Raw genomic sequence first — 20,449 nt, forward strand, 5'->3', positions numbered from 1 at the left:
CATGGCCAAGACGACGATCCGCTGCGCGATCTACACTCGCAAATCCCATGAGGAGGGCCTCGAGCAGGGCTTTAATTCTCTCGACGCTCAATGGGAGGCCTGCAAGGCGTACGTTGAAAGCCAGAAGCATGAAGGCTGGAAGCTTCTGACGACGCGATACGATGATGGCGGCATCTCAGGTGGACATATGGAGCGGCCGGGCCTGCAAACTCTTCTCGACGATATCGATGCGGGCAGGATTGACATGGTGGTCGTCTACAAGATCGACCGGCTCACACGTTCGCTTGCCGACTTTGCGCGCCTGGTCGAGCGGTTCGATAAGTCAGACTGTTCCTTTGTCTCCGTCACGCAGGCGTTCAATACATCCACGAGCATGGGCCGGCTAACGCTCAACGTCCTTCTGTCTTTCGCGCAATTTGAGCGTGAGGTCACTGCAGAGCGGATCCGAGATAAACTGGCCGCCTCCGCCAAACGAGGGCTCTGGATGGGCGGACTGGCCCCGCTTGGTTATGACCCGCATCCTGATCCCAACAAGCGGGAGCTGGTCCTGAACAAAGGTGAGGCCGAGACGGTAAGGCGGCTCTTTGCGCTTTACGATGAGCATCAATGCCTTGGCGCGGTAGCTCGCAAAGCTAGCCTTGAAGGCATCCGCTCGAAGGAGCGGACGTTTAAAAGCGGGAAGTCCCTCGGTGGATGTGAGATGTCCCGGGGCGCGATCCATTCTCTTCTCACCAACCCGGTTTATCGCGGCATGGTCCGGCATAAGGAGAACGCCTATCCTTCAACTCATCCTGCGATCATTGATGAGGTGCTCTGGTCGCGGGTGCAGGATCGGTTGAAGGAGAAGAGCGCACGACAACGCGGGCAGCGAGGTCAGAAGACCAACGAAGGATCGCCGCTGACGGGTCGGCTCTATGATGAAACGGGTGAGCGCCTCACACCAACCTATGCCAACGCAAAAGGTCGCCGGTGGCGATACTATGTCTCTCGAGGCTTGCTCAACAGTAAGAGCGAGGCTTCCGGAGGATGGCGACTACCAGCTGCCAAACTCGAAAAAGCCGTGACTGAGGCTCTGCGAAACTGGCTGCGGACGGCCCCTCAACATCTGCTCGCCAACCCAGATGCAGAATCTTTCGGCAGGCTCTCAGCTGGACTGGCTGAGATCGAGCAGCTGGCATCTTCCGCAACGCCTGCCAGGAGCTTCCGGTTCTTGGGGCGTATTGATGTGGGGATAGGGGAGTTGAGACTGACCTTAGATGCCGACGCGCTTGCTGCTGCCACCGCCATCCCAACGAGCGAATTGTCCCTGCCAGCTTTAGTTCACGCAGAAGATTTTACCTTGAAGAAGCGCGGCGTCGAGACTGTGCTCATTCTTGGCGCACCAACACCGCAGCGAGATACCACCCTCATCAATGCCATCGCCAGATCACATGTCTGGATGAAGACGTGGCGGGCGGGTGCATCGCTGGCAGATATCGCCTCAAGCATCGGCTGGACCCCATCGCCGCTGCGCCAGCGAATGAAACTGGCTTTTCTTTCGCCGGCGATTGTCAAAGCGATCCTGGATGGACGTCAGCCTGCAGATCTGAGCCTTGAGAAAATTTTGCGATCAGACCTTCCACCGGATTGGGATCGCCAAGCTGAATTCTTGGGTTTTGAACTTCCCTGATCCGGCCAGAAAATTTCCCTGTTATTGGAAACAAGTTCCCTGTTCCGCATTTGAAAATTCCCTGTTCTCATGTGCAGGGAATTTAAAGGCTAGAGCACTGTAAGTACGTGGGTATTAGGGTGTTTGAAGTGCGTCGTTCCCTGTTAAAACGCCTGAAAACGCTGTAAATCGGCCGTAACAGGGTATTCTGCCTCTAAGAGATCTGGCGAAATTAGGCGCTAGAGACTTTGGCCCAGATATCGCGGAAGATCAGGGTAATGTGATTAGAATGGAGACCGCAGGGCATGAAAAAGCCCGCCAGTGGCGGGCTATCTGGGAAGTTTCGAGATCTGGTCTTCAAATTTGCGGGTCCGTGGCGGAGAGAGAGGGATTCGAACCCTCGGAGCCCTTGCGAGCTCACTAGTTTTCGAGACTAGCCTATTCAACCACTCTAGCACCTCTCCGTAGGGGCGGGGAGATAGCGTGGGAGCCGGGTGCACGCAAGCCCCCGGATTCATGCAGGACAGGGTTTGACACAGGAGGGCCGATAGTGTTTATCCGCGCCTTCATGTCCGGCGCCTTGCGCGTGCGGACACTCAACTAATTCACCTTCCGGAAGGATGAGGCCATGTTCGCGGTCATCAAGACTGGTGGCAAACAATACAAGGTCGCCGAGGGCGACCAGATTGTTGTCGAGAAGCTCGCTGCCGATGCTGGCGCAGACGTAACCTTCGACGTGCTGATGCTGGGCGACGGAAAGTCCGTCACGCTCGGTGCGCCTGTCGTTGATGGCGCAAGCGTCGTCGGTGAGATTGCCGCCCAGCGCAAGGGCGACAAGAAGCTGATCATGAAGAAGCGTCAGCGTAACACCTATCGTCGCAAGAAAGGCCATCGCCAGCTTGAAAGCGTCGTCACGATCACCTCGATCCTGACCGACGGCAAGAAGCCTGCGGCGAAGAAGGCCGCTGCGCCGAAAGCCGAAGACGCGCCAAAGGCAGAGGCCAAGCCTGCTGCCAAGAAGGACGCGGCTCCGGCGAAGGAAGCTGCTCCAAAAGCACAGGCGCCAAAGGCTGCTGACAAGCCGAAGACGGACGATCGCGGCCGCCTTGAGCAGGCAGTCGGCAAGGCGGACGATCTGAAAAAGATCTCCGGTGTCGGGCCGGCCATGGAGAAGAAGCTGAACACAGCTGGTATCTTCCACTTCTGGCAGGTTGCCGACCTCAACAAGACGCAGGCCCAGGAACTTGATGACGAAGCCGGTCTCGGCGGTCGCATCGAGCGCGACGAATGGGTCAAGCAGGCCAAGCAACTGGCAAAAGACGCCTGAAGTCTGATATAGACTTCATAAGGATCAAGGAGCGCCCTTATGGCACATAAAAAATCTGGCGGTTCGTCACGTAACGGTCGCGATTCAAACCCGAAATATCTTGGCGTGAAGAAGTTCGGCGGCCAGCACGTGGTCCCCGGCAACATCATCATCCGCCAGCGCGGCACAAAGACCTATGCAGGCAAGAATGTCGGCATGGGCAAGGACCACACGCTCTTCGCGCTTGAAGAGGGCAAGGTCGAGTTCAAGCGCTCGCGCGGTGACCGCCAGTATGTGTCCGTTGTGCCAATGGCTGACGCTGCAGAATAAGGCCTGGCCAAAGCGGGCTACGGCGCCGCTGACCGGACAGACCTGACAAGTTTGAAGGGGAGACAGGCGCTGTCTCCCCTTTTTCTATGCGCGTGGCCCGATAGGGGGCAGGGACGAAGACAATGACGCAGCAGATCAAGACAGAACGGTTGCGCCTTCGCCGCCCGCAGATCAGCGACGCCGGGGTGATCACCGATTACGTCAACGACCCGCGCATTTATGAAAAGGTCGCGCGGATTGCGCCCGGACAGACGATGAAGGTGACAACTGGCTGGCTCGAATCTGTAGAGCGGGGCCGAAGAAAAGACCTCGACCATGTGTTTGTGATCGAAAAAGACGGGGCCCTGATCGGCATTGTCGGGGCGCACCGCACGGTTGCGGACGCGCCTTTCGAGATTGGATACTGGCTCGCGCCAGATGCCTGGGGACAGGGTATCGCCACAGAGGCGGCGGGCGCCCTCATCGGCTGGCTTGAGGAAACCCGCGCGGCCAGAGATTTCACATCCGGTCACTTCGCAGACAATCCGGCTTCTGGCCGTGTACTTGAAAAGCTCGGCTTTCGCCGAACTCATAACGCGCCTGTCTTCTGTCTCGGCCGTGGCCATGATGTCGATCATGTCTTCATGGTACGCGAGCCAAAGACGCGCTAAGGACGACACAATGAAGTTTCTCGACCAGACAAAGATCTATGTGAAGGCCGGCGATGGCGGACGGGGCAGTTCCTCATTCCGGCGCGAAGCCTATGTGGAGTTCGGCGGGCCCGATGGCGGCGATGGTGGCAATGGCGGCGATGTCTACGCAGAGGCTGTCGAAGGGCTCAATACGCTGATCGATTACCGCTACCAGCAGCATCACAAGGCTGAACGCGGCGGCCACGGCATGGGCAAACAGCGCCATGGCCGCGGCGGCGAGGACAAGATCGTCAAACTGCCTGTCGGCACACAGATTTTCGAGGAAGACCAGGAAACGCTGATCGCCGACCTGACGGAAGTCGGCCAGCGCATCCTGCTGGCGCGTGGGGGCAATGGCGGCTGGGGCAATCTCCACTTCAAGACATCGACCAACCGCGCCCCTCGGCGCGCCAATCCGGGTGAGGAAGGTGAGGAGCGGACAGTCTGGCTGCGGCTGAAGCTGATCGCAGATGCTGGCCTGCTCGGCCTGCCCAATGCGGGCAAGTCGACCTTCATGCGCGCGGCAACGGCCGCCAAGCCAAAGGTTGCCGACTATCCATTCACGACGCTGCATCCTGGTCTTGGCGTGGTCGATCTCGGGCCCGGCACACGCTTTGTGCTGGCCGATATTCCTGGTCTCATCGAAGGGGCCGCAGAAGGCGCAGGGCTCGGCCACCGCTTCCTCGGCCATGTCGAGCGCTGCAAGGTGCTCCTCCACCTCATCGACTGTACGCAGGACGATGTCGGAGGGGCCTGGCGCACGATCCGCAAGGAGCTTGAGGACTATCAGCCCGAAATGGCGAACAAGCCCGAAGTTGTCGCCCTCACCAAGATCGATGCCCTCACTGAAGACATGGTCGACGAGCAGGCAGCAGAGCTGGAAGCCGCTTGCGGCCACACGCCCATGCGGCTCTCGTCGGTTGCCGGGACCGGCGTGCGCGCGGCTCTGATGTCGCTCGCCCGTCATCTGGGCGAGCTTCACGCCGCAGAGATCGAAGAAGCCGCCGAAGAAGACGAGGACTGGCATCCCTGATGGGCTCGCCGCTCGATAAGGCCCGCCGGATCGTCATCAAGACCGGCTCTTCGCTGATCGCGGCGAAAGGCGCCCCGCGCCATGACTGGCTGAAGGGGCTTGCGGCAGACATCGCCGCCCTGAGAGAGAGCGGCAAGGATGTCGTCTGGGTCTCGTCCGGCGCGGTTGCGCTCGGTCGCCCGCATCTGGGGCCAGGCAGCCAGAAGAAACTGGAAGAGAAACAGGCCGCCGCCGCGCTCGGCCAGCCGCTTCTCATGTCGGCCATTGCCGATGCGCTGGCACCGCATGGCATCAAGGCGGCCCAGGCGCTCCTGACGCTCGAGGATACAGAACGCCGCCGCCGCTGGCTGAATGCGCGCGCGACCCTCGATACGCTGCTGGGGGCAGGCGCGATCCCGATCATCAATGAGAATGACACCGTTGCGACAGAAGAAATCCGCTACGGCGATAATGACCGGCTGGCCGCCCGCGTCGCGCAGATGCTGAGCGCCGATGTCCTGATCCTCCTCTCGGATGTCGATGGTCTCTATACTGCCGATCCGCGCAAGGACGCGGCGGCTACTCATATTGGCGAACTTCTCGAGCTGACAGACGCACACGACGCCATGGCAGGCAACGCCAACGCCGATACCGGCGTCGGAACAGGCGGCATGGCGACCAAGCTTGCCGCCGCCAGGATTGCTTTCGGGGCAGGGTGTGCCACGGCGATCACGCTGGGTGAGCGGCCCAGGCCGGTTCACGCCCTGCAATCTGGCGAGCGCGCCACCTGGATCATCCCGCCTGTCTCGCCTGACACCGCTCGCAAGGCCTGGCTCAAGGGCCATCTGACGCCAGAGGGCGCGGTGCTTGTCGATCAGGGGGCCATGCGCGCCTTGCTGAAGGGCTCCAGCCTGCTTGCAGTCGGCGTCACCGGAGTGGAGGGACGCTTTGAAAAGGGCGCAGCCGTCGCCATCAAGGGGCCTGGCGGGGAACTGGTGGCCAAGGGCGTCACCGCTTATGATGCCGCTGACGTTCAGCGTCTGGCCGGCGCCCATAGCGACGACATAGAAGCCCGGCTTGGCTATCGTGGCCGCCCCGCGGTCATCCACCGGGATGACCTTGTTCTCGACAGTTGAACCAGCCGCCCGCTTGACGAGGCACGCCGGGACTGTCCAGTGTCGGTGCACAAGTCTTTGAGGGAGGACGGCCATAACACCGAAGCGTATTGGACTGTGGCTCGGGCCGCTGCTGGCGCTGCTCATGGCGGCGGCAGGCACACCTGAAGGTCTTGGCTGGCCCGCCTGGGGGACGGCCTGTCTTCTGGTCTGGATGGCCCTCTGGTGGGCCACAGAAGCCATCCCGATCCCGGCGACATCCCTGCTGCCGCTCGTGGTCCTGCCGCTCATCGATGCAGGCACGCCCCGGACCGTTGGCGGCGACTATATGCACCATATCGTGGTCCTGCTGCTCGGCGGCTTCGTCATCGCAATGGGAATAGAGCGCTGGGGTCTGCACAAGCGGATTGCGCTGAATGTCGTGACCCGTGTGGGGACAGCGCCCCGAATGCTGGTGCTCGGCTTCATGGTCGCGACCGCGCTCCTCTCCATGTGGATTTCAAACACCGCGACCACGCTGATGATGGTCCCCATCGCGCTTTCCGCCGCCGCTGCCGTCGGCGGGGAGGACCGCGCCTTTCCTGTCGCGCTCTTGCTCGGCGTCTGTTACGCCGCGTCCATTGGCGGTGTCGCCACGCCGATCGGCACGCCAACCAATCTCATCGCGATCAACTGGCTGCAGGCCGAGGCCGGGGCAACCATCGGTTTTCCGCAATGGATGGCGTTCGGTATTCCAACCGCCTGCGTGCTGGTGCCCGCTGCCTGGTGGGCCGTCACACGAGAGCTTCCCAAGAGCGCCTCAGGAACCGCCGCCCATGCCGAAATCGAAGACCAGCGCCGCGGGCTCGGCCGCATCTCGACGTCCGAAGCGCGGGCCGCGGCTGTCTTTGGTCTCATCGCATTTCTCTGGGTGATGCGCCTCATCATCGTGGGGGCGCTTGAAACGGCTGGCTGGCCGCTCCTGTCCAGCTATAGCGGCGCTCAGGTCGACATGATGATCGCCATCTTCGGGGCCGTGCTGATGTTCCTTGTGCCGGCGGGCAAGTCCGAAGGCCGCGCGCTTCTCAACTGGGAGGAGGCAGAGCGGCTTCCCTGGGGAGTGCTCATCCTGTTCGGGGGCGGGATCGCACTCGGCAATGCCGTCACCCGCACCGGCCTCTCGGCATGGATTGGCGAACAGCTCAGCGTGCTCTCTGTCCTGCCGCCGCTCGTCTTTATTGTGGCCGTCGTGACACTTGTGATTTTTCTGACAGAGCTGACGTCCAACGTTGCCACCATGACGACGCTCGCCCCGATCCTCGGCGCGCTCGCAATCGGCGTCGGCGCGGCCCCTGAAAGTCTGCTTGGGCCAGCTGCGGTTGCGGCATCCTGCGCTTTCATGCTGCCAGTCGCGACCGCCCCGAACGCGATCATCTATGCCAGCGGAGAAATATCCATCGGCCAGATGATGAAGCGCGGCCTGCGTGTAAACCTCATCGGGATCGTGATTATCAGCGCGATCGGCTATTGGCTGGCGCCGCTATTCCTGTAAGGGCGCGGCTTTAATCGTCCTCATCATTCTCGCCGAAGCCATCGGCGATGAGGGCGCAGACGGCATCCACGGCAGCTGCCGCATCCGGCCCGCTTGCCCGCACATCGACCTCGCTGCCCTGATGGGCGGCCAGCATCAAGAGATCCATGATGGAATGGGCATTGGCCACCTCTTCATTGCGGATGACGAAGACCTGCTCCGGCAACGTCACCGCAAGCCTGGCGAGCTTTGCAGATGCGCGGGCATGCAGCCCCTTGCGGTTCACGATACGAAGGCGCCGCTCGACCGTGCTGTCCCCTTGTGTGCTCACGGCGTCTTGTCCATCACTTCAGAGGCGATGCGGATATAGGCCTGCCCCGCATCGCGCCCGGCCTTCACCGCCTCGTCGAGTTTCACATCTTCGCGCACCTCGATCAGCTTGATCAGCATTGGCAGGTTCACGCCCGCGATCACATCGATCTTGGCGTCGGGCATGACGGAGATGGCGAGATTGGACGGTGTCCCTCCGAACATGTCGGTGACGATGATGACGCCTTTCCCCGAGTTGCAGGCGGCGACGGTTTCGCGGATCTGCTCACGGCGCGCATCGATATCGTCTTCCGGCTCGATCGAAATAGACCGAAAAAAGTCCTGCTCACCGACAACGTGTTCGGTCGCCCTGACGAGCTCCCGCGCCAGCTTTCCATGGCTCACCACGACAATACCAATCATTAGAATTTTATTCCGTCCTCCCTCTTAAAGGATGCTGACAGCTCCTGACGGTAGGTCAAGACAGTTTCGTGGCCAGTTATTTAGCTCGCGGGCAATTCGACGATGAAGCGTGCCCCGCCTGCATCACGGTTTTCCGCCCAGACCTCGCCCATATGGGTCGCCGCGATCTGTTGGACGATGGAAAGGCCCAGGCCTGAATTCCGGCCGAAGGCTGATCCTGCCGGGCGGTCGGTATAGAAGCGGTCGAAAATCTTCTCCAGCTTGTCGCCCGGAATGCCGGGGCCCTCATCCTCGACGATAATGCGCGCCGTGGTTTGCGGGCCGATCCGGTTCTGGTCGACCCTGACAGCGACGGTGCCATCGGCAGGTGAAAAGGACAGGGCGTTGTCGATCAAATTGCGGATCACCTGGCCAAGCGGGCCTTCGCGCCCGCGTACGCGCAGGCCCGCGCCCATCGTCGCGTCCTCAAACGAGACGCTTGGCCCGGCTTCGTCCAGCTTCAGATGCTCATAGGTGGAGACGATATCCTGCACGAAACGGGAGATGTTCATTGTCTCTGTCGGCACACGCGTGATCTCGGCCTCCAGGCGTGAGGCATTCGAGATGTCCGTGATCAGCCGGTCTAGCCGTCCGACATCATGGGCAATCACCTTGTGAAGCTTGGCCATGGCCTCAGGATTGTCCTTGACCCGTTCGGCGGTCTCGACCGCAGAGCGAATTGAGGTCAGCGGGTTCTTGATTTCATGGGCAACATCGGCTGCGAACTGTTCGTTGGAGCTGATGCGTTCGAACAGGGCATCGGTCATCGCCTCCATCGAATTGGCGAGCGCGCCGATCTCGTCGCGCCGGCCCGTAATCCTTGGCAGGTTCAGCCGCTGGGTCGAGCCTGAGCGGACATCATCGGCCGCAGCCGACAGGCGCCGCAGCGGCCGGGCAATCCCAATCGTCAGAAGGGTGGAGGTGATCAGGGCGACCAGAACCGCCACGCCGATAAAGGGGATAAGCGCGGCCCGCTCTGCGCGAATGATCTCGTCGATATCATTGGACTCAACGGTCAGGACGCCGACCACGGCAGAGACGTGCTGGACTGGAATGGACACAGAAATGATGCGCTGGCCGCGATCGTTGAAACGTTGGCTCGCAGCTTCCGCGCCGGCGGCTGCGACAGCGAACTCATCTGCAAATGTCTGGGTCCGGACGGCGTCGCCGCCCCGGTCGGGTACGATCGCGCCAAACGTAGATACCGCCCATTCAGAGAGAGATCGGCCGAAGCGGGAAATCTGGCTCGGCTCCTGAAGCGGGGGCAGGGAAGAGACGACCACCCTGTCTGACAGGAAATAGCTGTCGCCGATCAGGCTGCCGTCAGGGTTGTAGACCTTGCCGCGGACCGATACGGGAAGGGAAAGGTCGGCGAGCGTTGCGCGCGCCAGATCGGCATCCATGACAGGCTGTGGCTGGCCAAAGGTCGCGCCCTCCGCCAGCAGGTTCGAGAAGACCTGCGCCTGTCCGACAAGGTCCTGTTTCTTCGCGACCACAAAGCTCGCGCGCATCTCATTGAGCACCATGGCGCCCAGGATAAGAATGGCGAGCCCGGCAAGATTGGATGCAAAGATGAGCCGCGCAATGCGCGATGAAAGCGGGTTTGCGCCTTTAAGGTCGAGAAACCTGCGTTTCTGCTCTGGCTCTTGCATCTTGCCTGCCGGGCCCGGTTGCCGATTGTCGCCTTAAGCGTCCGCTTCAACCTTCAGCGATTTGATCGAGTCTGGATTGCTCACCGGCTCGCCGCGCTTCAGCTGGTCGATATTGTCCATGCCTTCAACGACCTTGCCCCAGACAGTGTACTGCTTGTCGAGGAAACGGGCATCGTCGAACACGATGAAGAATTGCGAATTGGCCGAGTTCGGCTGATTGGTGCGAGCCATGGAGCAGATGCCGCGCACGTGCGGCTCGTCATTGAACTCGGCCTTCAGGTCCGGCTTGTCGGAGCCGCCCGTACCGGTGCCGTTCGGGCAGCCACACTGCGCCATGAAGCCGTCGATCACGCGGTGAAAGACGATGCCATCATAGAAGCCTTCGCGTGCGAGCTCCTTGATGCGGGCAACGTGGTTGGGGGCAAGGTCCGGGCGAAGTTCGATCTTCACCGGGCCTTTTGTGGTTTCCATGAGGAGGGTGTTTTCTGCGTCAGCCATGATGGGTCTCCGTATTTCATCTGGTTTGCGCTCCGGCATAAGGTGCAGAGGCCGGTCCCGCAAACCCCGTTCGCACTCTCTTGTATAAGCCCAGTCGGGGCATTAGCGATCAGGTGTCGCTTGATACCAGGAGGAGCCTAGCGCAATGAGCCTTTCACTCTACGAAGCCGTAATCCCGCCAATGCAACAGATTATCGGCTCTGTGCAGAGCGTTCTTGAGAAAGGCGCCCAGCATTATGAGGCGCGCGGCCTGAACCCTGACGACCTCCTAAGCGAGTGTATCCACTCGGACATGCTGCCGCTGACCTTCCAGCTTCAGTCTGTCATGCACCACTCGCTCGGGGCGCTCGAAGGTGTGCGCCGCGGAGAGACCGGCCCGCCGTCAAAGATCGAAAAGCTCGACTATGCAGGCTTCCAGGCCAAGCTTGCCGAAACTGCCCAGACGATCGCGGCCATGAAGTCCGATCAGGTCAATGAATGGGAAGGCAAGGCCGTCGTGTTCAAGATGGGCGAGATGTCCATGCCATTCGTCGCCGAAGGCTTCCTCTTGTCCTTCGCCAAACCGAACCTCTATTTCCACGCCACGACGGCCTATGACATTCTGCGCATGAAAGCGGTGCCGCTCGGCAAGCGCGACTATCTCGGCCAGATGCAGCTGAAACGGTAAGCGGCCTCGGCCAGGACCGTACATCAGCCTGCTGCGCGCTCTGGGGGACGGTCGCAATGAAACATCTGATATCGATCTGCTTCATGGCCCTGATGGGCTGTGCCCCCTCGAATGGACAGGAGAGCACGCGCTTGGCTCCGGACGGATTTGTAAGATTGGCCGATCATGTCCCCGGCCTGATCGAAGATATGCGCTACCACACGCCTGACAATTTCGTGGGTGTCCCGGTTGATGGTTACGAGGCGCCGATCTGCTGGCTCACGCGTGAGGCAGCAGATGCACTGGTTGAGGTGCAGGCGCGGCTCGCCGGATTTGGGCTCGGCCTGAAGGTGTTCGACTGTTACCGCCCGGCGCGCGCTGTCGCGCATTTTGGCCGTTGGGCGGGTGACCTCGAAGACCAGTCCACCAAGCCCGTCTACTATCCGAATGTCGAGAAAGCCGAGCTCTTCAGCCTCGGCTATATCGCCGAAAGATCCGGGCATTCACGCGGCAGCACGATGGACCTCACACTGGTCGATATCGCAACAGGCGACGAAATCGATATGGGCTCCCCCTTCGACCTGTTCGATCCGATTTCGTGGCCGTCAGACCCGCGCCCGACCGCGCAGCAGCGTGCCAATCGGGCCTTCCTGCAGTCCATCATGCAGGCGCACGGGTTCAAAGGTCTCAAGGAAGAGTGGTGGCACTTCACCCTCGTCGATGAGCCTTATCCGAGTACCTATTTTGACTTCGTGATCAGGTGACCGGTCAGACCGGGTTCAGCTCTCATTATAACGATAGCCGACGCCGTAGAGGGTCTCGATGGCGTCGAACTCGTCATCGACCTCGCGGAACTTCTTGCGCAGGCGTTTGATGTGGCTGTCGATGGTGCGGTCGTCGACATAGATCTGGTCGTCATAGGCCGCGTCCATCAGCTGGTCGCGGCTTTTGACGTATCCGGGACGCTGGGCCAGCGAGTGCAGGATCAGGAATTCGGTCACCGTCAGGCGGACCGGTTCGCCGTCCCAGGAGCAGGCATGGCGGTTCGGGTCGAGCGTCAGGCGGCCGCGAATGATCGGCTTCTGGTCGCCCTCTTCAACCTGTCCCTCTGTGGTGCGTGAGCGGCGAAGAACCGCTTTCACGCGCTCTGACAGGAGGCGGTTGGAGCAGGGTTTGCGGACAAAATCGTCGGCGCCGATATTGAAGCCGATGACCTCGTCGATCTCTTCATCCTTTGAGGTAAGGAAGATCACGGGCAGCTCTGACGCCTGACGCAGGCGGCGCAGCAGCTCCATGCCGTCCATCTTCGGCATCTTCACATCGAGGATGGCAAGGTCGGGCGGGGTTTCGGTCAGACCAGACAGGGCAGAGAGCCCGTCATGATAGGTTTTGACCTCGTAGCCCTCGGCTTCGAAAAACATCTTTAGCGAAGCGACAATGTTCTCGTCGTCGTCCACAAGTGCCAGCGTTGTCATCTTAGCCTCCTCTCAACCCATTCCAGCTATACGGTTCGCAAGGCCAGGCGGTTTCATTCGGGGCGTTGAACCATGGTTCGCGCCTTCGAGGAAGCCCCGGGCCCCGTCACAACAGACCCCTAGCCTGTGGCAAGGCTTGGAAGTCTATGGGGCAATTTGGGGGCATCAGGCGCGGGGGTTGCCACAATTGGGGACAGGTAATCCTCACAAGTGTGCACGAAACTTGCAACTCGCCTGTCAGGCTAGTCTTGAGGGACACAAGAAATGACCAAGGATCGCATTGACTGGGTCGATTATGGCAAGGGCATCTGCATCATCCTCGTGGTGATGATGCATTCGACGCTCAACTATGGCGAGATGGTGCATGGCACCGGCTGGATGCACGACGTCGTCGCCTTCGCCAAACCCTTCAGAATGCCGGACTTTTTCCTGATTGCGGGCCTTTTCCTGTCGCGCTCGATCAATGGTCCGCTGGTCGATTATATCGACCGCAAAGTCATCCATTTTGCTTACTTCTACCTGCTCTGGCTGGGCCTTCAGACGGTCGCTTTCGAGGCGAACCTGTTGCTCACGGATCCTGCGGCGGTTGGCCTTATCTTTTTGAAACAACTTGTCTTTCCAGCCTCCAGCCTCTGGTTCATTCACCAGCTTCTCTTTTTCTATCTTGTCACGAGGCTCCTTCGCCGTGTGCCGGTTCTGGCCGTCTTCGGCGCTGCTGCCCTGGCTCACATCGCCTTCTATGCAGGCTGGATCGCGCCATCCTGGTCGGTGACCGAGCGGTTTGCGAACTGGTATGTCTTCTTCTTCGCAGGCTATGCCTTTGCCCCGCTTATCTTCCGCATGGCGACCACGATGCGCGAGCATGGCATGGTAGCTTTGGCAGGCCTCGCGGTCTGGGCAATCTGGAACAGTGAGCTTGTAAGTGCAGGCATCAGCGACATGCCTGTCGTGAGCTTGATCCTTGGTTTTGCAGGCGCTTTTGCCATCGTGACCGTCGCAGCCTTGCTGGCCAGGTTCGAGATCGGCAACGCGCTGCGCTATGCTGGCAAGCATTCCATCGTCATCTATCTGACCTTCTTCATTCCAATGAAGGTGGCCCAGAAGGGGCTCGCCATGACAGGGCTTATCCCTGATATCGGCTGGGCGTCGCTGGCGATCCTTGTCTTCGCTGTGGCTGTGCCGCTGGTCTTCCACTTCGTGATCCGAAAGACCCCGCTCAGCTTCCTTTATGAGCGTCCGGCCTTCTTGCGGATCAATGGCGCGAAGAGCGCGCGTCCTGCGAAGGACAGCATTGGGGCGGTGAAAGCCTGAGGCGGAAATTCGGCGGGGTTACCGTCGGATGATGCTGCCGGTTCCCCTCTCAAATGAGGGGAAAAAGGCGGTGTCTGGACGGTGCACGGGCGGTGTTCCGGCGGTGTTTTGGATTTGCCGCCAGTTTTCCTGTGGACAGACCGCCTGGCGACCACAAACGCCATAGCTGACGCGCGCGTCACCTTTGCTTCACCTGTGAAGTGTCCTATCGGTGGACACCTATGGCTTCGCCTCCTCCTTCTGCTTCAGACGAAACGTCAGATCCGTCAGGCGACGCGCCCGGCGACGAACGTCGGCTTTCATCGACCGAGCTCTTGCTTCTGACGCTGGCGTCTGCGGTGGTGACAGCGAACGCCTATTACATTCACCCGATCATCTCTGAGGTCGCGCGCGGCTTTGAGGTGCGCGATGCGGTGATCGGCATCGTGCCCGGCGCCAATCAGCTTGCGCTCGCGCTCGGTGTCTTCCTGCTTTTGCCGCTGGGTGACCGGGTCTCGAACAGAAGGCTTGTGACGATCACGGTGGCCGGCCAGTTCCTGTCGATCACAGGGATGGCCTTCGCGACCGATTTCAGGCTTTTCACGCTCGCCTCGACCGTGCTCGGCTTCTTCACGATCGCGCCTTATCTGTTGCCTGCCTATGCCTCAAAACGGGTGGACCCGGCGCGGCTGGGCGCGGTGACCGCGATGCTGACGACAGGCGTCATTGGCGGCATTCTGGTTGCCCGCGCCGGGGCCGGGATCGTGGCGGAGACGTTTGGCTGGCGCACGGTCTATTACATTGCCTCCTGCTTCATGCTGATCGTGTCGATCCTCCTTCCCTTCCTTATGGATGAGCGCGAGGCGGGCAGCGATACCCGGCCCAAGCAAAGCTATTTCAGCCTGCTTTTATCGATGTTCCCGCTGTTGAAGCGCTATCCCGAAATTATCGTCTCGGGCGCGATGCAGGGGCTTGGATTCGGGGTTTTCCTGTCGATCTGGATGGGGCTTGGCCTGCACCTGCCGGATATGGGCTACGGGGTTGATGTCGTCGGCTATCTGGCGGCCTTTGCAGGCTTTAACCTGCTTACAACGCCTGCACTGGGGCGATGGGCCGACAGGGTGGGGCCGTACAAGGCACGCATCGTTGCGGCCTGCGTCAATTTCCTCGCTGTCTGCCTTCTCTGGCCGCTCGGCTATAATCTCTGGCTTCTGATCATCCCGGTCGTGCTGATGACGCTTCTGGGGCCGCTGGTCGATATCTGTAACCGGATGACATTCCTCTCTCTTGAGAAAGATATCCGCACCCGGCTGATGACCATCTATATTGTCATGATGTTCATTGGCGGCGGCATTTCGAGTTCCCTGGGCACTGCCGTCTATGATTTCGCAGGCTGGCCCGGTAATGCGATGCTCGCCGTGTGCATGTCAGGGGGGCTGCTGACGCTGTCAGTTATTGCTTGGCGGGTCTGGGGCCGGAACATCGATGCCGCTCCGGCCGGCTGAGGGAGGGGCTGCGACATGGACATCGAACGCCATAGGCTTGCCGCGCAACCCTATCTCTATGTCGACCGCTCTGCCGATTTGACCGCGGCGGGGATCGCGGCGGCCATGGAATCCGGATTTGGCGAGGTCATCGGTTTCTTCGGCGAGAAGAAAATCATGCCCGCCAGCATGCCGATCGCTGTCTATGCGGAGATGCCCGGTCCGGGCCGCAAGATGGCGTTTCGTGCGGGTTTCTTTGTCGATGCGGCTGAAGCCTCACTGGCATCCGGGACGATTATCGCAGGGACCATTCCGGCGGGCGAAGCGATCAAGACGGTTCATTCCGGATCCTATGCCAGCCTGAACCAGACGCATTCGGCGCTGTGGGCCGCCATAAGCGAGGCGGGTGCGACGCCCGCCATGCCGATCTGGGAGGTTTATACCGATGATCCAACGACCCTGCCGGAAGACAAGGTCCGCACTGAGGTGTGGCGGGCCGTGAGATGATGGCAGCCGCAGCTGCGCTAAAATCCGGCTCATATCTTGCTTTGGTCAGAGAATGCAGGCCAATTCCGGCCAGGTTTCGAGGGGCAACTTGATGAAGAGTGTATTTGTGTCGGCCGCGCTTGCTACGGTTTTTCTTGCCGGGTGTCAGACCCTGCCGCCGGAACTGGAAACCGATCAGCACGCGATGATCGAGGCAGCGTCTGCAGACTGGGTAGAGGCGTACAACGCCAATGACTGGACGGCCCTGTCTCAACTCTTCACGGTGGACGCGATCCTCATGCCGCCAAACGACCCCGCTGTAATCGGCCGTGAGGCCATCGCGGCCTGGGAAGCGGAAAACGAAGATGGCTTCCGCATTGCGCTCGATATCGAAAATATCAGCGGCAGCGGTGACACCGCCTATGTACGCGGCCGCTCCTGTGTGTTCGTCCCGACCGGCGAGCAGAGCTATGGCGTCGATGCTGGCAAATTCCTTGAAGTTCGCAAGCTGCAGGAGAATGGCGACTGGCTGGTCGATGTCGATATTTTCAATTCCAACGCACCGGCGGCCGCCGAGCTGCTGGATGCGTGTCCGTTCGCTGACGGCTGGAACTAGCCGGGCGATCTTCGTCGACGGATAGAAAATGAGCGGCGCGCCAGCTACGTATGTCGGCGCCCGTCTGGGAAGCTGATAGGGCGCTTCCGGCGCGCTAGCCTGTCCGGTTCGGATCAAAACTGGCACACTTGTGCGGTTCCCGGACACAAGCCATTTCCGAAACCTTGCTGTACTCGATGAAGTTTTATCGCCGTGGTTAAAGCCTTGCTGGCGCAATGAAATTCAGGATTCCCGGTAGGAAGCGCCTGAACCTGCCTGTCAGGCCGCGCCAGGCAAGCGAATTTTTCCCAAGTGTCGCTGACATATTTTGGTTAATATGCTAAAGACCTACCGGTTGGCGTAGCTATTGCGTGTGTGGGACGAACACGGGCAGCCAGGACGGGATATTTAAATAATGAAAAATCATGTTCTACCAGTGATTAGTTTGCTGCTGAGTGCGGCTGCGTGTCAGTCGCTTCCGCCGGAAATCGATCAGATGGACCGGGCACAGATACAGTCCCTGTCGACAAATGTCGTGGCTGCCTACAATCAGGACGACCTCGACCAGTTCGTGACAGTATTTACGCCAGACGCGATTGTGATGCCGCCGCACGAGCCTGCCGTAAATGGGCATGCCTCCATCATGAAATGGAAGGCCGATCACAAGCCGGGCCTCAAGCTTGCCTCTGTGGTGGAACATATGGAGGGCAGCGGCGACACGGCCTATATGCGTGGGCGTTACTGTCTTTTCCAGCTCAAGGCAGACGGCAGCTATGAGGTCAATCCAGGCAAGTTTCTCGAAACACTGAGGCTTCAGGGCGATCAGAGCTGGCTGGTCGATGTGCAGATCTTCAATTCCGACATCGACGAAGATGCCGACTGGCTGGATGCGTGTCCGTTCACGGACGGGTGGGAGTAGAGCTTCGTCCCGGGCCTTGGCTGTCTATTTCAATCTGATCCGTAGTTTATCGTCATCCCGGACGCCGCAGGCGAGCCGGGATGACGAATGTTGCCTTAGGGGCGGCGTTTCGGCGGCAGTGATTTAACGAATAGGCAAACCTCGCCTCAAGCGCGACCTCATCCTGAGCCTGTCGAAGGATGAAGCCAGACAGGGCTGCGCTCGGCGGTCGGTGTCTTCGCCTTGGACGAGATTGATGTGCTGGCTCTTTAGCCGGGACGCACAGCGCAACACGCTTCATCCTTCGACAGGCTCAGGATGAGGTGGATACTGGCCTCAGGTTGCGCGACGCCAGAGACAGGCGTCACGCCCGATGGGTGCCAGCCCATCTGGGCGTCCATCTCCGGACGGTGAGATGGGCATATGAGGTGATGGCCGGAGATGGACCCTCAGACGGCTGCGCCGTCGAGGGCGACGCATGATTAGAGTGGAGCGCTCTCCCTTCTCCCGATCGCGGGAGAAGGGGCGGGGATGAGGGCTGAAACGCTCCTGACTAGCATTCACTGCAGCGCCCGAACGCAGGTTGCAGCCCTCACCCCTTCCCCCTCTCCCGCAGCCGGGAGAGGGGGAAGACAGATAGAAGCGTTGGGCGGCGTCCGACCCATTTCAGACGCATCTAAACCCCCGTCACAAAGGTCGAGATGACCTTCTTCAGGCCGATCTTTTCAAAGTTGACCTGTAGCTTGGTGCCATCTGCCGCGAGGACCTGTCCGTAGCCGAATTTTTCGTGGTGGACGCGTTGGCCGATCTTGAAGCCGGACTGGCCGGCGCTGGTGGCGATAAGCTCGGCCTTGCCGTCGATGACAGGGCTGGAGCGTGAGCCTTTGCGGGCGTTTTCCTTGAGGCGGCGCCAGCCGGGCGAGGTATAGTTCGAGCGCTCGCCGAGGTCTTCTATTGTGCCCTGAAAACCTGTCTCGCCGCCGGGAACGGTTGAGTAGCCGGTTTCACTGCTGGCATCGACACTGTCATGCGGCAGTTCGTCGACAAAGCGTGACGGCAGGACAGATTGCCAGCGCCCGAAGATCATGCGGTTGGCGACAAAGCTGATCGAGCATTTTTCGCGCGCGCGGGTGATGCCGACATAGGCGAGGCGTCGTTCTTCCTCGAGACCTTTCATGCCGCTTTCATCAAGCGAGCGGCGGGACGGGAACACTTCTTCTTCCCAGCCGGGCAGGAAGACCATCGGCCATTCAAGGCCCTTGGCGGCGTGAAGCGTCAGGATCTGAACCTCATTGCCGGTGCTCTGACCGCCAACATCCATGACCAGCTGAACATGTTCGAGGAAGCCGGCGAGGCTGTCGAACTGGCCGATGGCGTGGATCAGCTCTTTGAGGTTATCGAGCCTCGTCTGGGCCTGCGGGGAGCGGTCCTTCTGCAGCATGTCGGTATAGCCGCTCTCATCCAGGATGACCTGTACGAGCTCGTGATGCGCCATGCCGTTATTGAGGCGGTCGCGCCAGAGATTGACCTGATCGATGAAGGTGGTGAGGCCGCGCTTGGCGGGGCCTTTGACCTCATCGGTCTGCAGCACCATCGGGGTCAGCGTGAAAAGCGAGCGGCCATCATTGCGGGCAAAGGTCTGCAGCTTTTGGACGGTTGTGGTTCCGACGCCGCGCTTGGGCTGGTTGACGACACGTTCGAAGGCGAGGTCGTCATCAGGGCTGCGCACGAGGCGGAGATAAGCGAGGGCGTCGCGGATTTCGGCGCGCTCGAAAAAGCGCGGGCCGCCAATGACGCGGTAGGGGATGCCCAGCATGATCAAGCGTTCTTCGAAGAGCCGCATCTGCCATGAGGCACGCACGAGGATGGCGCAGTCTTCATACTGGCCGCCTTTGTTTACGTAGGCTTCGACATCGTCGCAGATGAGGCGCGCTTCGGCCTCGCCGTCCCAGAGGCCGCGGACCTGGACTTTTTCGGCGTCGGGATTGGTCTCTTCGCCATCGCCGACATAGAGCGTCTTGCCGAGGCGGCCCTTATTGTAATCGATGACGGAAGAGGCCGCCGCGAGGATGTGTTTGGTCGAGCGGTAATTGCGCTCCAGCCGGATGACCTTGGCGCCGGGAAAGTCTTTCTCGAAGCGCAGAATGTTGTCCACCTCTGCGCCGCGCCAGCCATAGATGGACTGGTCGTCATCGCCGACGCAGCAGATATTGTTTGAGCCGCGCGCCAGAAGCCTGAGCCAGAGATATTGGGCGACGTTGGTATCCTGATACTCATCGACGAGGATGTATTTGAACCGCTTGTGATAGTCGGCGAGGAGGTCCGGATTGTCCTGGAAGATGGTGATGTTGTGGATCAGCAAGTCGCCGAAGTCGCAGGCGTTCAGGACTTTCAGGCGGTTCTGATAGGTCTCGTAAAGCTGGATCGCCTTGCCGTCGGCGAACTGCCAGGCTTCGTCCTTAGGGACTTTCGACGGCGTCAGCGCACGGTTCTTCCAGCCATCAATGAGGCTTGAGAGATGGCGCGGCGTCCAGCGTTTCGTGTCGATGCTCTCTGCCTCGATCACCTGTTTGCAGAGGCGGATGACATCATCCATGTCGAGGATGGTAAAGCTGGATTTGAGGCCTGCGAGCTCGGCGTGGCGGCGGAGAATCTGCGCACTGATCGAGTGGAAGGTGCCGAGCCATCTGAGGCCTTCACCGGCGTCGCCGATGAGGTGCAGCGCACGCTCGCGCATTTCGCGGGCGGCCTTGTTGGTGAAGGTGACCGTCAGGGTCTGACTAGGCCAGGCAAGCTTGGAGCCGATGATATGGGCAAGCCGGGTCGTCAGGACGCGCGTCTTGCCGGTGCCGGCGCCGGCCAGCACCAGAAGCGGGCCTTCGGTCGTCTCGACGGCGTCGCGCTGTTCGGGGTTGAGGCCGTCCAGATAATCGGCATTGCCGTCTGGCTGAGGCGCGCGCGCAGCGGCCATCTCGGAGATTGAAGGGCGGCGATTCGGGGCAGAACTCATGGAGAACATATAGCAGGCTTCGGCGCCAATGGCAGGGGCCGACTGTGGCCGG

At 60.4% G+C, this 20,449-nt stretch carries 20 protein-coding genes and 1 tRNA gene; 14 read left to right on the forward strand and 7 right to left on the reverse strand.

Features of this window, described 5'->3' with window-relative positions; all coding sequences use genetic code 11:
• The first annotated feature begins 1 nt into the window (after nucleotide 1).
• Complete coding sequence (locus F550_RS0115270) at nucleotides 2–1,669, forward strand: recombinase family protein (protein WP_018149451.1); 1,668 nt, start codon at nucleotides 2–4, stop codon at nucleotides 1,667–1,669.
• Between the two features lie 353 nt (nucleotides 1,670–2,022).
• Here F550_RS0115270 and F550_RS0115275 read toward each other — a convergent pair.
• Nucleotides 2,023–2,112, reverse strand: a tRNA-Ser gene (locus F550_RS0115275).
• A 164-nt stretch (nucleotides 2,113–2,276) separates the two neighbouring features.
• Here F550_RS0115275 and F550_RS0115280 point away from each other — a divergent pair.
• The 6 genes from F550_RS0115280 (at nucleotide 2,277) to F550_RS0115305 (ending at nucleotide 7,613) form a co-directional block, all read left to right on the forward strand.
• Complete coding sequence (locus F550_RS0115280; RefSeq protein ID WP_018149452.1) at nucleotides 2,277–2,975, forward strand: 50S ribosomal protein L21; 699 nt, start codon at nucleotides 2,277–2,279, stop codon at nucleotides 2,973–2,975.
• 39 nt (nucleotides 2,976–3,014) lie between these two features.
• The gene (rpmA, locus tag F550_RS0115285) at nucleotides 3,015–3,284 is read left to right on the forward strand and encodes a 50S ribosomal protein L27 (RefSeq protein WP_018149453.1); all 270 of its coding nucleotides are present in this window, start codon (nucleotides 3,015–3,017) and stop codon (nucleotides 3,282–3,284) included.
• A gap of 122 nt (nucleotides 3,285–3,406) precedes the next feature.
• Complete coding sequence (locus F550_RS18745; RefSeq protein WP_018149454.1) at nucleotides 3,407–3,934, forward strand: GNAT family N-acetyltransferase; 528 nt, start codon at nucleotides 3,407–3,409, stop codon at nucleotides 3,932–3,934.
• A gap of 10 nt (nucleotides 3,935–3,944) precedes the next feature.
• Nucleotides 3,945–4,988 carry a GTPase ObgE gene (gene obgE, locus F550_RS0115295; RefSeq protein WP_018149455.1) on the forward strand — a complete coding sequence of 348 codons (1,044 nt, stop codon included), beginning with the start codon at nucleotides 3,945–3,947 and terminating at the stop codon, nucleotides 4,986–4,988.
• Nucleotides 4,988–6,103, forward strand: a complete 1,116-nt coding sequence (gene proB, locus F550_RS0115300; RefSeq protein WP_018149456.1) for a glutamate 5-kinase — start codon at nucleotides 4,988–4,990, stop codon at nucleotides 6,101–6,103. Before obgE ends, proB begins: the two co-directional genes overlap by 1 nt.
• 124 nt (nucleotides 6,104–6,227) lie before the next feature.
• Nucleotides 6,228–7,613 carry an SLC13 family permease gene (locus F550_RS0115305; RefSeq protein ID WP_018149457.1) on the forward strand — a complete coding sequence of 462 codons (1,386 nt, stop codon included), beginning with the start codon at nucleotides 6,228–6,230 and terminating at the stop codon, nucleotides 7,611–7,613.
• A gap of 10 nt (nucleotides 7,614–7,623) precedes the next feature.
• Here the strand turns inward: F550_RS0115305 and F550_RS0115310 are convergent, their stop codons facing one another.
• The 4 genes from F550_RS0115310 to F550_RS0115325 form a co-directional block, all read right to left on the reverse strand.
• On the reverse strand, nucleotides 7,624–7,923 hold the full coding sequence (locus tag F550_RS0115310; RefSeq protein WP_018149458.1) for an HPr family phosphocarrier protein: 300 nt from the start codon (nucleotides 7,921–7,923) through the stop codon (nucleotides 7,624–7,626).
• Nucleotides 7,920–8,324, reverse strand: a complete 405-nt coding sequence (locus tag F550_RS0115315) for a PTS sugar transporter subunit IIA (protein WP_018149459.1) — start codon at nucleotides 8,322–8,324, stop codon at nucleotides 7,920–7,922. Before F550_RS0115315 ends, F550_RS0115310 begins: the two co-directional genes overlap by 4 nt.
• An 80-nt stretch (nucleotides 8,325–8,404) precedes the next feature.
• Complete coding sequence (locus F550_RS0115320) at nucleotides 8,405–10,015, reverse strand: stimulus-sensing domain-containing protein (protein WP_018149460.1); 1,611 nt, start codon at nucleotides 10,013–10,015, stop codon at nucleotides 8,405–8,407.
• A 33-nt stretch (nucleotides 10,016–10,048) separates the two neighbouring features.
• Nucleotides 10,049–10,513, reverse strand: coding sequence for a peptidylprolyl isomerase (locus F550_RS0115325; RefSeq protein WP_018149461.1), 465 nt, complete (start codon nucleotides 10,511–10,513; stop codon nucleotides 10,049–10,051).
• Between the two features lie 145 nt (nucleotides 10,514–10,658).
• Here F550_RS0115325 and F550_RS0115330 point away from each other — a divergent pair, with 145 nt between their 5' ends.
• On the forward strand, nucleotides 10,659–11,180 hold the full coding sequence (locus tag F550_RS0115330) for a DUF1993 domain-containing protein (protein WP_018149462.1): 522 nt from the start codon (nucleotides 10,659–10,661) through the stop codon (nucleotides 11,178–11,180).
• An 83-nt stretch (nucleotides 11,181–11,263) separates the two neighbouring features.
• Nucleotides 11,264–11,923 carry a M15 family metallopeptidase gene (locus tag F550_RS0115335; RefSeq protein ID WP_407637660.1) on the forward strand — a complete coding sequence of 220 codons (660 nt, stop codon included), beginning with the start codon at nucleotides 11,264–11,266 and terminating at the stop codon, nucleotides 11,921–11,923.
• Nucleotides 11,924–11,938: 15 nt separating this feature from the next.
• On the opposite strand, the gene F550_RS0115340 is transcribed toward F550_RS0115335, so the two are convergent.
• Nucleotides 11,939–12,634, reverse strand: a complete 696-nt coding sequence (locus F550_RS0115340; protein ID WP_018149464.1) for a response regulator transcription factor — start codon at nucleotides 12,632–12,634, stop codon at nucleotides 11,939–11,941.
• Nucleotides 12,635–12,898: 264 nt separating this feature from the next.
• Here F550_RS0115340 and F550_RS0115345 point away from each other — a divergent pair, with 264 nt between their 5' ends.
• The 5 genes from F550_RS0115345 to F550_RS18085 all read left to right on the forward strand — a co-directional run bounded on the left by F550_RS0115345 (nucleotide 12,899) and on the right by F550_RS18085 (nucleotide 17,408).
• Entirely contained in the window at nucleotides 12,899–13,945 is a 1,047-nt protein-coding gene (locus tag F550_RS0115345) for an acyltransferase family protein (protein ID WP_018149465.1), read from the forward strand.
• 221 nt (nucleotides 13,946–14,166) lie between these two features.
• Nucleotides 14,167–15,429, forward strand: a complete 1,263-nt coding sequence (locus F550_RS0115350; RefSeq protein ID WP_018149466.1) for an MFS transporter — start codon at nucleotides 14,167–14,169, stop codon at nucleotides 15,427–15,429.
• A 15-nt stretch (nucleotides 15,430–15,444) separates the two neighbouring features.
• Nucleotides 15,445–15,915 carry a GyrI-like domain-containing protein gene (locus F550_RS0115355; RefSeq protein WP_018149467.1) on the forward strand — a complete coding sequence of 157 codons (471 nt, stop codon included), beginning with the start codon at nucleotides 15,445–15,447 and terminating at the stop codon, nucleotides 15,913–15,915.
• Nucleotides 15,916–16,006: 91 nt separating this feature from the next.
• Nucleotides 16,007–16,510 (forward strand): YybH family protein, encoded by a 504-nt coding sequence (locus tag F550_RS0115360; RefSeq protein ID WP_156807963.1) that lies wholly within the window; start codon nucleotides 16,007–16,009, stop codon nucleotides 16,508–16,510.
• 394 nt (nucleotides 16,511–16,904) lie between these two features.
• On the forward strand, nucleotides 16,905–17,408 hold the full coding sequence (locus F550_RS18085) for a YybH family protein (RefSeq protein WP_083911017.1): 504 nt from the start codon (nucleotides 16,905–16,907) through the stop codon (nucleotides 17,406–17,408).
• 655 nt (nucleotides 17,409–18,063) lie between these two features.
• On the opposite strand, the gene F550_RS0115370 is transcribed toward F550_RS18085, so the two are convergent.
• Nucleotides 18,064–20,406 carry an ATP-dependent helicase gene (locus tag F550_RS0115370; RefSeq protein ID WP_018149470.1) on the reverse strand — a complete coding sequence of 781 codons (2,343 nt, stop codon included), beginning with the start codon at nucleotides 20,404–20,406 and terminating at the stop codon, nucleotides 18,064–18,066.
• Nucleotides 20,407–20,449: the final 43 nt, after the last annotated feature.

The sequence above is a fragment of the Henriciella marina DSM 19595 genome, assembly GCF_000376805.1.
GTDB lineage: Bacteria > Pseudomonadota > Alphaproteobacteria > Caulobacterales > Hyphomonadaceae > Henriciella > Henriciella marina.